This window comes from Rhodanobacter sp. T12-5 (assembly GCF_008329435.1).
Classification (GTDB): domain Bacteria; phylum Pseudomonadota; class Gammaproteobacteria; order Xanthomonadales; family Rhodanobacteraceae; genus Rhodanobacter.
Genome location: NZ_NPKN01000001.1, coordinates 821,480 through 836,352, shown reverse-complemented (window position 1 = coordinate 836,352; position 14,873 = coordinate 821,480). Strand labels below are relative to the sequence as shown.

Here is a 14,873-nt window from a genome sequence, read left to right as displayed (position 1 = left end):
TCCTCGGAGCCACCTCTGCGGCGGTCCGGGAGCGACCCACCGCCGGCGCGAACGATGACGACTCGACTGCAGCCCGCGCTGCGCTTGCGGCTCTCAATGCGTGCGCCGCAGTCGCCAGATAACCAGCACGATGCAGAGCGCCACCGCCGCAAGCCATGCGCCGGCCATGCGCAAGTCGCTGCCGAGCCACAGCATGCCGGCCACTGCGCCCACTGCCAATCCGCCCAGCCCCAAAGCGAGCAGCGGGTCGCGTCGCCCCGGATGCGTCGACAGCAACACGAACGCGCCCAGCGCGCCCAGCAGCACGGCGAGGATCCGCCCACTGAGAACAAGCTCCGGCGGCACCGGCAGGTCCGGAAACATGTCGAACAGCGAGACATCGCCGATCTGCACTTCGTAGCCTTTCCCGTCGTCGGCATCGGAAGCGGCTACCAGCCGGTCGCCATCGACCCGGGCGACAATGGTCACCAGCTGCAATGGCACTTCGTCCCAGCTGACCCGCACATCGCCCAGCCGCGGATCGCCCGGACGCTGGCTGGTCACCAGGTAATTGCCATATTTGCTGAAGCTGGCCGCAAGGTTCGTCGGCAAAGCCGCCGGATCGGGGGTGACCTGCCTTGATCCCGGCAGCGCATGCAGCAACACCGGTCCCAGCTTGAAACCGCCCATCTGTACCAGCCCCGCGTCGAAATGCTTGCCCGTGATCGGAAACCGGTCGGGATTCACATGCCCGGTCGGATCCTCGAAGCGGCGGGCATCGAGCAGCCGGTCGACCCAGTCCAGTTCGTAGTGCACGGACGCACCGATGCGCACTTCGCGCCACTGGAACATCTCCACGTGGCGCAGCAACCCCGGCGTATTCACCTTCAGGTTGAACTCCGGATCGTGCGGTGACTCGACCACCGTGGGGACACCGACCACCCGGACCATGGACCCATGCTGGCCGGCTTGGGGATGCGCGTCGGCACCCAGATCGACCACTTCGCCACCATGACGGCTGGCCGCTGCGCGATAGTTGATCAGGCCTCGGGCGTTCATCGCCACCAGCCCGACGCCCGCCAGTACCAGCAAGGCGCCGACGACATTCAGCCCGAGCTTGTGAACCGACATCGAACGGCGCAGTTCCATCAACTTGCGCCCATGGCTGTTTGCACCGACACACCGCGCAACTCGCGCTGTTCGTCGGCGGTACCGAATCGACCGCGCTCGTCGCGCGTCACGCGCGCCAACGCACAATCATGGTCGTGGGTGAAAAACAGCTGCACGCCCCGGGCGAGCTTGTCCTCCAGGAACACGCGCTTCTCGTCGACAAGCTTCTCCGGCCAGCGGTCGTAACCCATCGTGATCGGCAGGTGCACCCAGAAGCGCCCGGGGATCAGGTCGGCGCAGAACACCACGCCGGCAACTTCGGCAAGCATCAGCCCGGGCGTATGGCCGTCCGAAAAAGTGAAACGCACCGCCTCGCCCAATGCGCGCGAATGTTCGCCCTCGACCAGTTCCAGCCGGCCACTGGCTTCCAGCAGCGGTTGCAGCTCGGGCACGAACGAGGCGCGGTCGCGCGGATGCGGGTTGAGCGCACGGCGCCAGTGTTCGGCGCCCACCACGAAATGCGCCTTCGGAAACAGCAGGCGCGGCGGCCGCCCTTCTTCCCATGCCGCCAGCAAGCCGCCGGCATGGTCGAAATGCAGATGCGACAGCACCACCATGTCGATATCCGCGTCCGTCAGGCCGGCCGCCGCCAGCGACTCCAGCAGCACATGCCGCGACTCGACCACACCGTAACGTTCGCGCAACGCGGGTTCGAAAAACGCACCGATGCCGGTCTCGAACAACACGTTGCGGCCATCCAGATCTTTCACCAGCAGACAGCGGCAGGCCAGCGGAATCCGGTTCTCCGCGTCCGGCGCGATCCAGCGCGACCACAGCGCTCGGGGGGCGTTGCCAAACATGGCACCACCATCCAATTGCTGCGAGTTGCCCTGAATCGAGAACAGTTCCATGTCCTGACCTTACTGCACCTTGCCCAGTCCCGATGGTCGGCGTGGATCGCTGGCGGCGTCGAGCTGGTTGGTCTTGCGGTCCCAGGTGACCACGTTCATGAAGCCCCACGATGCGCGCGGCTTCAAGGTGTAGCCCATCCGGGTCAGCGCATCGCTGGTGGCCGCATCGAAGGTGCCCTGCTCGACGTTGACCACGTCGGGCATGTACTGATGGTGGAAGCGCTTGTGCGCCACGATCTGCTGCGCGCTCTCGCCGTCGATGAAATGCAGGATGCCTTCCAGCACCTGGGTGATGATGGTGGAGCCGCCGGGCGAGCCGATCACCGCGGTGCGATCGGCGCCGATCACGATGCTCGGCGACATCGATGACAGCATGCGCTTGCCGGGCTTCGGTGCGTTCGCCACGCTGCCGAGCAGGCCGTAAACGTTCGGCTTGTTCGGCACCAGCGCGAAATCGTCCATTTCGTCGTTCAGCAACACACCGGTACCGGCGGCGACGAAGGTGGAGCCCATGACGTAGTTCACCGTCGAGGTGACCGCCGCCATGTTGCCGTCGGCATCGATGATCGAGAAATGGGTGGTGTGCATGCCCGGCTCGCTGGCCTCGGCGCGCGGCAGCATGGACGACGGCGTGGCCTTGTCGGGGAGGATGCTCTGGCGCAGGCCATCGGCGTAGAACGGCGACAGCAGCATGTCCAGCGGCATCGTCACGAAATCCGGGTCGCCCAGGTAATCGTTGTGGTCGCGAAATGCGCGACGCATCGCCTCGACGATGTAGTGCACGCGCTGCGGCTGGGCCATCCTGGTCAGGTCGAAGCCGGACAGGATGTTGAGGATCTCGGCGATCGCCACGCCACCGGATGACGGCGGCGGCGCGGTGACGATGCGGTAGCCGCGGTAGTTCACCACGATCGGCGCGCGCTCCTTCGCCCGGTAACCGTCGAGGTCGGCCAGCGTCCAGTTGCCGCCCGCTGCCTGCACCGCGGCGACCAGCTTTTTCGCGGTCTCGCCGCGATAGAAGCCATCGTCGCCATGCGCAGCGATCAGCTCGAGCGTGCGGGCCTGATCGGGATCGCGCCAGATCGCACCTTCGGCCGGCGGCTTGCCGTTCGGCAGGTACTTGGCGACCGAGGCCGGCCAGCGGCGCAGGTCCTGCTTCTGTTCGGCGATCGAATCGCGCAGACGGGGATCGGGCTGGAAACCGTCCCGGGCAATGCGGATGGCCGGCGCCAGCGACTGTTGCAGCGACAGCCGGCCGTAGCGTTTGGCGATCAGCACCAGCCCGGCAGGCTCGCCCGGAATGCCAGCCGAAAGCGGCCCCTTCAGCGCGGCGTCGCGATTCGGGCTGCCGTCCGCATTGACATAGTCCTTGCGATCGACCGCGGCGGGCGCGGTTTCGCGCGCGTCGATGAAAACGTCGCGGTCACCCTTGGCCCGATGCAGCACGGCCATGAAGCCGCCACCGATACCGGAACTCTCCGGCTCGACCACCGACAGCGTGGCCGCCACCGCGACGGCGGCATCGAACGCGTTGCCGCCCTTGGCGAGCACCTCGAAACCGGCGTTGGTAGCGAGGAAGTTGGCACTGGCAATCGCCGCGTGACCGGGCCGCTGCGAGATCGCGGCAGCGTTGACGGCGGGCGCCGGTGCGGCCCGAGGCGCGCCATCGGCGGCAAACGCCGCACCGCCGCTGCACAGCGCGGCAAGCAACAGGACACGCCCACGCAGGGCTACTGCACGCAACGAAAAGATCATGCGGCTGGCTCCATGGCCATCAGATGGCGATATTTGAGATCGAGCTGTTCCGGCGATTCGACGTGGTCCGGGTCGCCGATGATGCATTCGACCGGACACACCACCACGCATTGCGGCTCGTCGTGGTGCCCGACGCACTCGGTGCACAGGGCCGGATCGATGACATAGAACTCCTCGCCCAGCGAGATGGCCTTGTTCGGACAGGCCGGTTCGCAGACGTCGCAATTGACGCAGGTGTCGAGGATTTTCAGGGACATGCTTGAAACAGGAGTGAGTGAAGAGGAGTGAGAGAAAGCGAAAGCTGAAACACAGCCGCCTTCTCTCTCCACTCACTCCTCCTCCCTCACTCCCGCCTTATTACATCGCGACGAAGCGGACGGTCGCGCCGGTCGGCTTCAGGGCGTCGGTGACGCGCTGTTCGTCCGCCTGGTCGCCGATGAACAACACGATCACGTCCTTGAACGAACCGGGCTTGGCGTCCTTGAACGCCGCCACGATCAGATCGGCGGTCGTGGCCGAAACCGGGCCACCGAAGGCCAGCAGATTGCCCGGCAGCACGCCACGCGCGACGGTGTCCTGCACGCTCTCCAGCTGCCGTTGGTTCTGCGCCTTCTGCTCGTCGGTGGTGGCCGCCGTCACCATGTAGGCGTACGGCTGGTTCGCGCTCATGCCCTGCATGTTCTTCTGCACGATCTGGCCAAGATAGGCATTCCAGGCCTTCGAGTCGTTCACGTCGGTCGGTTTGGGTGCCTGCTGTACCTGCTGCGCGGATTGCTCCTCGCCACCTTTCTTGTTGCAGGCACTCAGGGTCAGGGTGGCGGTCAGCGCGATGGCAGCGACGAGAACGAACTTACGCATGGTAATCACCTTCGGTTTCGGGTTGTTTGTTGGAGCCGGACAGGCCCTTCTGCCAGCGCTGCCGCATGGCCTGTTGCACCGCCGGATGCACGAAACCGGAGATATCCCCGCCGAGGCGGCCGATCTCGCGCACCAGCGACGAGGAGATGAAACTGTATTGTTCCGCCGGCGTCAGGAACAACGTCTCCGCCTGCGGGATCAGATGCCGGTTCATGCTGGCCAGCTGGAATTCGTATTCGAAATCCGATACCGCGCGCAAACCGCGGATGATCACCCCGGCGCCGATCTGCTCGACGAACGTGGCCAGCAGGCAATCGAAACCGCGAACTTCCACGTTCGGCAGGTCGGCCAGCGCCATGCGCGCAAGCGTGATGCGCTCGCCGATACTGAAGCCCGGCCCCTTGCTGGAACTGTCGGCCACCGCCACCACCACCCGATCGAACAGCGGCGCGGCGCGGGCCACCAGGTCGGTGTGACCGTTGGTGATCGGATCGAACGTACCCGGATAGACGGCCAGGCGCGGATTGCCCAAGGATTTGCTCACGAGACGAAGCGGTAGCTGAGGATGGCCCCTAGCTTAACGGAAGCGCGCGCCGATAGAGCGCAAAACGCACCTCGCCAGCCTGCCCTTCCCGATGCAGCCGCCAGTCCGGCGGCAACAGTGGCGTGCTGGAGCGTGCCGATTCCACGTAAATCCACGCCTGCGCGGTCAGCCAGCCGCCCTGCTCCAGCTGCTGCGCCAGCGTCGACCACAGCTCAAGTGCAAACGGCGGATCGAGAAATACCACCTCAAAAGCCTGAGCCTTGCCATGCAGGAACACCCCGGCATCCAGCGTCGCCACCTGGCCGGCATCGGCCTTGAGCCGCGCCAGATTGTCACGCAGCGCCTGCGCAGCACGCGCCTCGCGCTCGACGAACTGCACGCTGGCCGCACCGCGCGACAAGGCCTCGATGCCGAGAGCGCCGGTACCGGCGCACAGGTCCAGACAGCGCGCGCCACCGATCACCGGCGCCAGCCAGTTGAACAACGTCTCGCGCACGCGCTCGGCGGTGGGCCGCAAGCCCGGCAGATCGGGCACGTTCAGGCGGGAATTGCGCAGGCTGCCGCCGATGATGCGGACCCGACCCGGCGCGGCGTGGCGGCCGCCGTTCACGCGGCCGCATCCTCAGCGGCCAGTACGGATTGGAGTGTTAGCATGCCGCCCATTGTCTTTGAATCATCGCCGCAATGCTCAAATTCTGGAAGAAAAAACCCGCAGGGAAGGACCCCGGACAAGCCACCGACGAGCGGCCGGCCGATGCGGTCGCGCCCGAAAGCGGCGATCCGTTGCTGCACGAGGCACTGGCGGAAATTCCCGCGCCCGCCGACCTCGAGCCGGCAGCCGAGCGCTTCGCCGCACCGCAAGTCGAAGCCACGCCCATCGCGGAAGAACCGGCTGCGACCAGGCTCAGCTGGCGCGAGCGGTTGTCCGGCAACTCGTTTGCGCGTGGGCTCAGCTCGCTGTTCGTGCGTCATCCCAAGCTCGACGACGACCTGCTCGACGAGCTTGAAACCACCCTGATCACCGCCGACGTCGGCATCGAAGCCAGCACTGAACTGGTCGAGGGTTTGCGCCGCCGCATGCACAAGCGCGAGTTCGCCGACGCGCCGGCGCTGCTGGCCGCGCTGCGCCAGGCGCTGATCGCCCTGCTCAAGCCGGTCGAACAGCCCCTGGACGTGCGTGGCAGGCAGCCATTCGTGGTGCTGGTCGTCGGCATCAACGGCGCCGGCAAGACCACCACCATCGGCAAGCTGGCCCGACGTTGGCGCGACGAAAGACATGCCGTGATGCTGGCCGCCGGCGACACCTTCCGCGCCGCCGCGGTCGAGCAGCTCAAGACCTGGGGCGAGCGCAACCAGGTACCGGTGATCTCGCAAGGCCAGGATGCGGACGCCGCCAGCGTGATCTTCGACGCACTGCAGGCAGCGCGCTCGCGCGGCATCGACGTGCTCATCGCCGACACCGCTGGCCGACTGCACACCCAGGGCGGCCTGATGGACGAACTGGGCAAGATCGCTCGCGTGCTGAAGAAGATCGACGGCGACGCGCCGCACGAAGTGCTGATGGTGATCGACGGCACCACCGGCCAGAATGCGGTCAACCAGGTGCGCCAGTTCCGCCAGATCGTCGGCGTCACCGGCCTGGTCGTGACCAAGCTCGACGGCACCGCCAAGGGCGGCGTGGTGTTCGCGCTGGCACGCGAGTTCGGCCTGCCGATCCGCTACGTCGGGCTTGGCGAAACCGCCACCGACCTGCGCGTGTTCGAAGCCGAGGCCTTCGTCGATGGGTTGTTGCCGGCCAGTCTCGGCAATCGCCATGACTGACGCGCAGGACTGAGCCGATGTCCCGTCGGCTGCGACTGATCCTGCTGACCCTGGGCGGCCTCGCCCTGACGGTCGTACTCATCGCCGCGGTGGCCGTCTATCTGCTGCTGCAGCCGGATCGCTTCACCGCGATGCTGCAGACCCAGGCAAGCAATGCGGGACTGGAACTGAATCTGTCCAGCCCGGCCAGTCCGACCCTGTTTCCGCGGCCTGCGCTGGACCTCAGCGGCATCACCCTGAACGCGCAGGGCGCCAACGCGCCGATCCTGCTCGCCGCGCACGGCCGCCTCGTGCTGCCGTGGCGGACCGTGTTCGGTGGCCCGACCGTGATTACCCAACTGGAGATCGACTCCCCGCGCGTCGACCTCGACGCCTTGCAGGAATGGCTGGCCGCGCTGCCGGCGCAGCCAGAAGGCAGTCCGCCCAATATCCCGCGCATCGACACCGGCGTCAGCATCAGCCACGGCAGCGTGGTACGCGGCAACGAAGTGCTGCTCGGCAACGTCTCGCTCGCGGCCGGCAGCCTGATCTCCGGCCAGCCATTCCCGCTCAGCGGATCGGCCACCACCGCCGCCGGCACGCCGCTGCAGCTGCGGCTGTTCGCCACGCCGCGCATCGCGGGCAATACGCTGCAACTGGACAACATCGCCCTGCACCTTTCGCAAGGCAGCGCGATGACACTCACGTTGAATGGCAGCGCACACTGGCACGGCGCGGCAGGCGCCGCCGCCAGTCTTGCGGGCACGCTCGATCAGGCCAACGCCGGTCAATACGATGTCTCGCTGACGCTGACCCCGGCCACACGGGACAAACCGCTGCTGCTCGCCCTGAAACTCGACGGACCCGACAATCACGCCGATCTGCGCCTGCCACCGCTGGCGCTGGCGCACTGGTGGAGCCAGCTCGGCGATCCGCAGAATCCGCAGCTGACCGTGCCGCCCGGCAGCGGCCACGCAGAAATCGCCAAACTCGAAGCCGCCGGCGTCAGCATCGAGGGGCTCGTCATCCAGGCCGGCGACGCCGTACCCGCCCCCGCAACCACGGCCGCCGCGCCGGCAAGTCCCGCCTCGACCAAGCCGCCGCCGCAGCAAAAATGATCGATTGATCAGCCGTGTGCCCCACATCATCCGATCGCATTGAGCGCAGATACCTTCCCCGGTCTCCCTGAGCGTAAGCCCGCAGGGCTGAAGTCGAAGGGCCAGCCCTCGATGAACTGAAGCGTCCGCCCACAAGACACCCATGAAACCCTCCACCCTGAAAGCCCCATGACCCCCACCCTGTCCAGCCGCCTGCTGTCCTGGTACGACCAACACGGCCGCAAGGACCTGCCGTGGCAACACCCACGCGACGCCTACCGCGTATGGCTGTCCGAAGTGATGCTGCAGCAGACCCAGGTCGCCACGGTCATCGGCTACTTCGAACGCTTCGTCCACACGCTCCCCAGCCTGCCCGATCTTGCCGCAGCGGAAGAAGACACCGTGCTGGCACTGTGGTCCGGCCTGGGCTACTACCGCCGCGCACGCTTCCTGCATCGCACTGCGCAAATCTGCGTCGAGCAGCACGGTGGCGAACTGCCGCGCGACTTCGCTGCGCTCAGCGCCTTGCCCGGCATCGGCCGCTCCACTGCAGGCGCGATCCTCGCGCAGGCACACGGCCTGCGCTTCGCCATCCTCGATGGCAACGTCAAGCGCGTGCTTACCCGCTACCACGGCATCCACGGCCATCCCGGCGAAAGCGCCGTCGAAAAGCAGCTCTGGCAACACGCACAAACGCACACGCCCGACACCCGCGTCGCCGACTACACCCAGGCGATCATGGATCTCGGTGCCACCCTGTGCGTGCGCTCGCGCCCGCGCTGCGAAACCTGCCCGCTGGCCGGCGACTGCATCGCCCACCGCGACGACCTCACCGCGCAGCTGCCCAGCCGCAAGCCCGCCAAGACCACCCCCACCCGCGCCACCATGATGCTGATCCTGCGCGACAACCAGGGTCGCATACTGCTCGAACGCCGCGGCCCGCAGGGCGTCTGGTCCGGCCTGTGGAGCCTGCCCGAAGCCGCCGACACCGATGCCGCATGGCGCCTCGCGCAACAACACGCGCGGATCGACGACGCGCAGGCCCTCGCCCCCTTCACCCACGTATTCAGCCACTACCGCCTCGCCATCGAACCATTGCTGTTCGATCGCGCGACAGCATCACGCGGCATCGCCGATAATCCCCAGTTGCGCTGGTGCAGCGCCGACGAACTGGCCGCACTGGGCCTACCCGCCCCAGTCCGCACCCTGCTCCAGAACCTCTCCCCGTAGGAGCCCGCTTGCGGGCGATGCTTTTGGCGATCCCCGCAAGAAAAGGCATCGCCCGCAAGCGGGCTCCTACTCAAAGATCTGTCTGTCCGAGGAACCACCCATGACCCGCACCATCCACTGCGCCAAACTCGACATCGACGCCGAAGGCCTCGACTTCGCCCCCTGGCCCGGCCCGCTCGGCCAGCGCATCTACGCCGAAATCTCCAAGCCCGCGTGGCAACAGTGGCTGGCCCACCAGACCACCCTGATCAACGAATACCGCCTCAACCCGCTCGACCCGAAAGCCCGCAAATACCTCGCCGAACAGATGGAGAAATTCCTGTTCGGCGGCGACTTCGACCAGGCCGCCGGACTCACCCCGCCCGACCCCGAGTCTTGACGAAACCCCGCGCATTCGGTCTAATGCGCGGCTCCACGCAACATCGGCAACCCTCGCGGTTGCACGTGGTTCCAGGTTTCCTGGCCGGGTAGCTCAGTTGGTAGAGCAGGGGATTGAAAAACTCGATCTCCGCCAGTTGCCGAAAGCCAGAAAAGTCAGCAAGATCAATCAGTTAGGCCATCCAAGCGGGTGGCCTTTTTCGTTTGCGGCCCCCTTGCGGCCCCCTTTTTTGGTGCTGCTACCGAAAGCCATCCCCTGCTTGGTTTGTGCATCGATCTCACGGCCCCTCTGAAAAATCGGCATCGGTTTGATGCCTGCGTTCATTGGCCGGCGAGAGGTAGATCTCTGCCTGCGGTCGTTGTGAATGCTGGCTTTCAAAGTTAAACCATCACCTTAGCCGAGCAATCTCTTTGGTGCATCACGATCGGGCGGCCCCCTGTCGCTCCATGCCTTTATAGGGCAGCAAAGCCGCTTCGCCGTTCGCAAAAGTTTGAGAATCTGCCTGAATGTGCATCTGTCGGTTGTAGTCACGCACCTTTTCCAAGGTTAGCCCAGAATTATCTGGGACCTCTTCCGAAAGCAGGACAGCAAGCGTGGGCGAAATGGGGTAATAGAACTGCAGCTCCGTAACTTCCTCCCTGCCCCCTAAATCGCTCGCATGGGTGTTGATGACGGGTTGATCACCAGTGATCAATGGCTCTGAGGTGGCGTTACGCAGCAGGTATAAGTCCAGCGGCTTACGCAACATGGAAAACGCTACCGTCGTGGCCGCCATATGCATGATTGGGCCAACAATGTTTTCGACGTTGACACAACTTGGCGCAGCGCCCTTCGTTTCGCTCAAGACCGCCTCGCGCCTTCGTCTGGTTCGAAAATACTGTGAACACAGGAAGATCTGGAATGCCATTCGGTCATCCTCATTCTTCCAGAACGAAACATCACCGTTCTTCAAAAAATCGAGGCCAGGCCGCCCCATGTTCTCGATGGCCCCCTGCAGATCTTCTCCGCTTTGCCGGCAGGCGTCTTTCAACTGTTGAGCGACCTCGCCTTCGAGCAGTTGCCTACGTTCCAACTCGCATTTGAGCGTTGACGGCTGCTTAAAAATTTGGACCCAGTTTTGGTTGATCTTTTTGAGCATCGGTGACTGATTCGGTTGCTCAAAGACTTTTTCTAGAAAATTGGCCTCGTCGTCCGAGATCTCCTTGACCTCGTAGAAGTAGCTTTCTTGGGCAATGTTCATCAAGCCGACCAAAAAAGGTTCCTTATCCCGCATACACCACACTCTTTCCTGGGATGCCCATGCGCGCAAGTAATAGCGCCACACGTAGTGTTGGCTCCGAGTAACGGTCATTCGCTCTGCTCCCCTTGAATTCGTTGATGAAAGTGGCCCATACAATCCGCCGCCGGCGCTGAGTTGTGGTGTTTCCCCATTCGATGTCTTTGGTCCTGACATGCAGCAGGCCACGATCATCAAAGTTCGATCGGTCCGAGATGGCCCGCGCCACGGCATCCAAAATCTTGCCGGTATGGTTTTCAAAGCTCTGCAACAGAGCCTCGTTGGCGGGATGGTGCAAGCCCTCCAAGTCTTCAAGCGCTTCGCGGGAAACGAGCAAGCTGTCCCGTCGCAATTTATGTTCCATCAATGAGTTATCGATTGATGCAGTCAGAGCCCCTTGGATCGCCATGGGGCCATCTCTATGATGGGCAGATGGGCCATAAGGGGTTCCCTTGGGGGAGCAGTGCGCCCAGCCAAAGGCGGCTTGTATGAAGAAAGACGACATCGATGCGTTTCAGTCCAAAATCGACGCGATTGCCAACCGCAACGTCAGCAATCCTGACGACACTGGGGACCTTAGCAGTCCTTCGTTCCGCCGTGCCACGGATGCCAAGACCCAGGAGCAACTGGAAGATCTGGAAGAGGACATCCAGGAGAAGTTCGTGGACGTGGCAGGGTTCGCTGACACCCGCGCCATCAACCAGGCACGCAAGGCAGGCGTGCCCATCACCTACATCCCAGCCCAAGACCCGGCCGCTGACGATGAATCCGTGATCCAAGTGACCTTGGGCGACCACGGGACCCTGACCGTAGCTGTCCAGCAGGACCTTTACCGTTGACGAAAGAGAGGCGCCATATGGCGCCTCTTCTCTTTACTGAGGTCAGCGCGGAAGGGGTTAGAGAGCGAAGCGCCGCAAGCCGAGCGACAGAAATACAGATGGAGAATCGGCTGATTGCAACAGAGGTCAGCACCTTCTTTCCCTTAATGCTTAATGTGTCACCACGGGTTAAGCTTTTCTATTCCACAACGCTGGCAGGAACGCCCGAATGTCTGATCGCACCCGAGTCTTACAAACATTCGTGGACTGGTGCACCAAGCACGTCAACGGCGACGAGAAAGGCGAAGCCCAGATCTTCTTAGACCACCTATTTCAGGCCTTCGGCCAAGTGGGCGTCAAGGAAGCTGGCGCTGTCCTCGAAGATCGCATCAAGAAGGCGACGAAGGGGACCAGTTTTGCGGATCTGGTCTGGAAGCCTACCGTCCTGATAGAGATGAAAAAGCGAGGCGAGAACCTCAGCAAGCACTACCGCCAGGCCTTCGACTATTGGACGCGCTTGGTCCCGGGGCGCCCGCGCTGGGTTGTCCTTTGCAATTTCGACGAGTTTTGGGTTTACGACTTCGAAACCCAAATGGACAGCCCTGTCGATATGGTGAAGCTGACAGAGCTCCCCACGAAATTTGGGCCGTTGAAGTTTTTGTTCCCGACGGACAACGAACCCGTATTCGGCAACCATCAAGAAACTGTCACCCGCGACGCAGCTGATCTGCTCGTCTTGCTTTTCCGATCGTTGATCCACCGGAAGGTGGATCGTTCGCTCGCCCAGCGGTTCACGATGCAGACCTTGATGGCTCTGTTCTCCCAGAACATAGGCCTCTTAGATCGCTATTTCTTCACCCACTTACTCGATGACTGCACCACCCCAGCTCGGGCCTTTGACCTGATTGGACAGCTTTTTTTCGAAATGAATTCCCCGGGCACTACCGGCGGCGGACGTTTCAAAGGAGTTCCCTACTTTAACGGCGGCCTATTCGCGCTCCCCGCTCGCATCGAGCTGACCATGGAGGAGATTGGGATGTTGCGCGAAGCGGCCAAGTTCGACTGGTCGAAAGTCCGACCAGAAATATTTGGCGCGATCTTCGAACACAGCATGGACACGGACGAACGTCGCGCTCAGGGCGCTCACTACACCAGTCCCGTGGACATCATGAAAGTCGTGACTCCCACCATTGTCTTTCCCTGGCGTGAGCAGATTGAAAAAGCCACGACATTGAAGGCCTTGAAAGGACTGTTGGCGCGGATTGAAACCTTTCGCGTGCTTGATCCCGCATGTGGCTCGGGCAACTTCCTTTATGTTGCTTACCGCGAACTCAAACGTCTGGAAGCATCGATCTACGAGAAAATGGGCGAGTTCGAGAGCGTCGATGCATCTCAGCGACCGTTCGGGTTTGTGACGGCGAAGAATTTTTTTGGCATAGATGTGAACCCGTTTGCAGTTGAGTTGGCCAAGGTCACGATGATGCTGGCTCACAAGCTCGCAATAGATGAGTTGCACATCAGCGAAAACGCCCTGCCCCTCGACAACCTGGATCGAAACTTCCACACCGGTGATGCACTGATGCAGGACGATGGCAAGCGGACTCCGTGGCCCAAGGCCGACGTCATCATCGGAAACCCCCCGTTCCTCGGCGCCAAACTGTTGAAACCAAACCTTGGGGCAACCTACGTCAACCGTTTACGCGCCGCATACCCGGAAGTGCCGGGCATGGCTGACTTCTGCGTTTATTGGTTCAACCGGGCCGCCAAGACTTTGCCCAATTGCACTGCAAAAGATCCACTTGCTGGTCGCGCAGGTCTCGTGGGCACGCAGAACATTCGGAACAACGCCAGCCGTGAGGGTGGCTTAGAGGTGATTTGTAAAACTGGAACAATCGTAGACGCCGTGGACAACCAGCCATGGTCCGGCGAAGCTGTCGTCCACGTGTCGATTGCGAACTGGGTGCACACGCAGGACGCCAAGCTCCTACCGAAAACACGCCAGCTATGGTTCAAGGCGACCGAAGCCGCCGGCGGCAAGAAAAAAGTCAAGCCCGGCCGCGCAGACAAGGAGTTCGAGTTAGGCACCCGCGAGGTCGCTCACATCAACGCATCGCTGTCCGATCAGACCGACGTAGGGACTGCTGCGGTTCTCGAATATGAAGAGCCGACCGTAGTTAGTCAGGGCATCACGCCAGGCCATTCGGGTTTCGTCATCGACAGGGCGTTTCGGAAGTCGTTGACTGTCGCCGGCGAAAAAGCCGTCACTCATCCCTACTTGGTCGGGGATGATTTGCTCGGCGACCGGCTCAAACATCGCTATCTGATCAACTTTGGTGAGATGAGCATCCTTGAAGCAAAAAAATACCCGAATGCCTTCTCACACATCAAAACAACCGTCTTACCAGACATGGTGGCCAAAGCCGCCAAGATTGGCGATGAAGCGACTGAGCGCGCGGCGTCCATGGACTATTGGTGGCGGCACTGGCGGCCACGCACCAAATTGGTGGACGCGATCAAGGAGCTTCCACGTTACCTTGCATGCTCACGCGTAACCAAGCGGCCCATCTTTGCGTTTGTTGACCGCTCAGTGCTGCCCGGCGACGCATTGCAGGTGTTTGCCCTGGCTGACGATTACAGCTTTGGGATCCTCCAATCTTCTGTGCATTACCACTGGTTTCACGCGAAGTGCTCGAACATGAAGTCCGACCCTCGCTATACGTCTGCTTCTGTTTTTGACACGTTTCCTTGGCCCCAATCCGCAACGTCAGCCCAAGTGTTGGCGGTGGCGACCGCCGCTCGTGCGCTACAAAAGCTGCGTGACGACACCCTGAGCACGTCGGAGGGGGGCTTGCGCGGTATGTATCGAACACTTGACCTGCCAGGTAAGAGCCCGTTGAAAGATGCGCACGCGGCCCTAGACGCAGCGGTGCTGGCTGCTTACGGTCTCACCAGTAAGTCGAACATTCTCGAAAGAATACTTGCTCTCAATGCCGCGGTCGCGAAACGACTTGACAGTGGACAGTCCGTTTGCGGACCCGGCGTGCCGTCCACTTTCCCCAAACCCGCGTCTCTTGTGACTGCGGCAGCTATCAAGTTCACCTGACGACTGTCTGCTT

15 protein-coding genes are annotated in these 14,873 nt (G+C 62.8%); 6 read left to right on the top strand and 9 right to left on the bottom strand.

The window, feature by feature from the left end:
• Positions 1–93 precede the first annotated feature (93 nt).
• The 7 genes from CIW53_RS03460 to rsmD form a co-directional block, all read right to left on the bottom strand.
• A complete protein-coding gene (locus tag CIW53_RS03460; protein ID WP_343192077.1) occupies positions 94–1,110 on the bottom strand; it encodes a TMEM43 family protein in 1,017 nt (338 codons plus the stop codon).
• Positions 1,111–1,127: 17 nt separating this feature from the next.
• Positions 1,128–2,000 carry an MBL fold metallo-hydrolase gene (locus CIW53_RS03455; RefSeq protein WP_149363284.1) on the bottom strand — a complete coding sequence of 291 codons (873 nt, stop codon included), beginning with the start codon at positions 1,998–2,000 and terminating at the stop codon, positions 1,128–1,130.
• Positions 2,001–2,009: 9 nt separating this feature from the next.
• The gene (gene ggt, locus CIW53_RS03450; RefSeq protein ID WP_149363283.1) at positions 2,010–3,755 is read right to left on the bottom strand and encodes a gamma-glutamyltransferase; all 1,746 of its coding nucleotides are present in this window, start codon (positions 3,753–3,755) and stop codon (positions 2,010–2,012) included.
• Positions 3,752–4,012, bottom strand: a complete 261-nt coding sequence (locus tag CIW53_RS03445) for a YfhL family 4Fe-4S dicluster ferredoxin (protein WP_149363282.1) — start codon at positions 4,010–4,012, stop codon at positions 3,752–3,754. Before CIW53_RS03445 ends, ggt begins: the two co-directional genes overlap by 4 nt.
• Before the next feature lie 100 nt (positions 4,013–4,112).
• A complete protein-coding gene (locus CIW53_RS03440) occupies positions 4,113–4,613 on the bottom strand; it encodes a hypothetical protein (protein WP_149363281.1) in 501 nt (166 codons plus the stop codon).
• Positions 4,606–5,157, bottom strand: coding sequence for a pantetheine-phosphate adenylyltransferase (gene coaD / locus CIW53_RS03435; RefSeq protein WP_172969569.1), 552 nt, complete (start codon positions 5,155–5,157; stop codon positions 4,606–4,608). The genes CIW53_RS03440 and coaD overlap by 8 nt, the downstream gene beginning before the upstream one ends.
• Positions 5,158–5,185: 28 nt before the next feature.
• Positions 5,186–5,767, bottom strand: a complete 582-nt coding sequence (gene rsmD, locus CIW53_RS03430) for a 16S rRNA (guanine(966)-N(2))-methyltransferase RsmD (RefSeq protein WP_149363280.1) — start codon at positions 5,765–5,767, stop codon at positions 5,186–5,188.
• Positions 5,768–5,841: 74 nt separating this feature from the next.
• On the opposite strand from rsmD, the gene ftsY reads away from it, so the two are divergent.
• From ftsY to CIW53_RS03410, 4 genes are all read left to right on the top strand, one after another.
• The gene (ftsY, locus tag CIW53_RS03425) at positions 5,842–6,978 is read left to right on the top strand and encodes a signal recognition particle-docking protein FtsY (protein WP_149363279.1); all 1,137 of its coding nucleotides are present in this window, start codon (positions 5,842–5,844) and stop codon (positions 6,976–6,978) included.
• 17 nt (positions 6,979–6,995) lie between these two features.
• Positions 6,996–8,075 carry an AsmA family protein gene (locus tag CIW53_RS03420; protein ID WP_149363278.1) on the top strand — a complete coding sequence of 360 codons (1,080 nt, stop codon included), beginning with the start codon at positions 6,996–6,998 and terminating at the stop codon, positions 8,073–8,075.
• A 168-nt stretch (positions 8,076–8,243) separates the two neighbouring features.
• The gene (gene mutY, locus CIW53_RS03415) at positions 8,244–9,284 is read left to right on the top strand and encodes an A/G-specific adenine glycosylase (RefSeq protein WP_149363277.1); all 1,041 of its coding nucleotides are present in this window, start codon (positions 8,244–8,246) and stop codon (positions 9,282–9,284) included.
• Positions 9,285–9,384: 100 nt separating this feature from the next.
• The gene (locus CIW53_RS03410) at positions 9,385–9,663 is read left to right on the top strand and encodes an oxidative damage protection protein (protein ID WP_149363276.1); all 279 of its coding nucleotides are present in this window, start codon (positions 9,385–9,387) and stop codon (positions 9,661–9,663) included.
• Between the two features lie 418 nt (positions 9,664–10,081).
• Here the strand turns inward: CIW53_RS03410 and CIW53_RS03405 are convergent, their stop codons facing one another.
• Together CIW53_RS03405 and CIW53_RS03400 are read right to left on the bottom strand one after the other, a co-directional pair.
• Positions 10,082–10,936, bottom strand: a complete 855-nt coding sequence (locus tag CIW53_RS03405; RefSeq protein ID WP_242451755.1) for a DUF4238 domain-containing protein — start codon at positions 10,934–10,936, stop codon at positions 10,082–10,084.
• Entirely contained in the window at positions 10,926–11,348 is a 423-nt protein-coding gene (locus CIW53_RS03400; protein ID WP_172969567.1) for a DUF1488 family protein, read from the bottom strand. The genes CIW53_RS03405 and CIW53_RS03400 overlap by 11 nt, the downstream gene beginning before the upstream one ends.
• Before the next feature lie 79 nt (positions 11,349–11,427).
• Between CIW53_RS03400 and CIW53_RS03395 the strand changes: the two genes are divergently transcribed.
• Both CIW53_RS03395 and CIW53_RS03390 read left to right on the top strand, forming a co-directional pair.
• On the top strand, positions 11,428–11,778 hold the full coding sequence (locus tag CIW53_RS03395; RefSeq protein ID WP_149363273.1) for a hypothetical protein: 351 nt from the start codon (positions 11,428–11,430) through the stop codon (positions 11,776–11,778).
• Positions 11,779–11,986: 208 nt separating this feature from the next.
• Entirely contained in the window at positions 11,987–14,860 is a 2,874-nt protein-coding gene (locus CIW53_RS03390) for a DNA methyltransferase (protein ID WP_149363272.1), read from the top strand.
• Positions 14,861–14,873 lie beyond the last annotated feature (13 nt).

Excerpts from the sequence above, each read along its gene's own strand:
- CIW53_RS03400 (WP_172969567.1), bottom strand. The coding sequence starts at position 11,348 with ATGGCGATCCAAGGGGCTCTGACTGCATCAATCGATAACTCATTGATG.
- CIW53_RS03410 (WP_149363276.1), top strand. The coding sequence starts at position 9,385 with ATGACCCGCACCATCCACTGCGCCAAACTCGACATCGACGCCGAAGGC.
- CIW53_RS03395 (WP_149363273.1), top strand. The coding sequence starts at position 11,428 with ATGAAGAAAGACGACATCGATGCGTTTCAGTCCAAAATCGACGCGATT.
- CIW53_RS03445 (WP_149363282.1), bottom strand. The coding sequence starts at position 4,012 with ATGTCCCTGAAAATCCTCGACACCTGCGTCAATTGCGACGTCTGCGAA.
- CIW53_RS03440 (WP_149363281.1), bottom strand. The coding sequence starts at position 4,613 with ATGCGTAAGTTCGTTCTCGTCGCTGCCATCGCGCTGACCGCCACCCTG.
- CIW53_RS03420 (WP_149363278.1), top strand. The coding sequence starts at position 6,996 with ATGTCCCGTCGGCTGCGACTGATCCTGCTGACCCTGGGCGGCCTCGCC.
- ftsY (WP_149363279.1), top strand. The coding sequence starts at position 5,842 with ATGCTCAAATTCTGGAAGAAAAAACCCGCAGGGAAGGACCCCGGACAA.
- CIW53_RS03455 (WP_149363284.1), bottom strand. The coding sequence starts at position 2,000 with ATGGAACTGTTCTCGATTCAGGGCAACTCGCAGCAATTGGATGGTGGT.
- CIW53_RS03390 (WP_149363272.1), top strand. The coding sequence starts at position 11,987 with ATGTCTGATCGCACCCGAGTCTTACAAACATTCGTGGACTGGTGCACC.
- CIW53_RS03460 (WP_343192077.1), bottom strand. The coding sequence starts at position 1,110 with ATGTCGGTTCACAAGCTCGGGCTGAATGTCGTCGGCGCCTTGCTGGTA.
- ggt (WP_149363283.1), bottom strand. The coding sequence starts at position 3,755 with ATGATCTTTTCGTTGCGTGCAGTAGCCCTGCGTGGGCGTGTCCTGTTG.
- CIW53_RS03405 (WP_242451755.1), bottom strand. The coding sequence starts at position 10,936 with ATGCGGGATAAGGAACCTTTTTTGGTCGGCTTGATGAACATTGCCCAA.
- mutY (WP_149363277.1), top strand. The coding sequence starts at position 8,244 with ATGACCCCCACCCTGTCCAGCCGCCTGCTGTCCTGGTACGACCAACAC.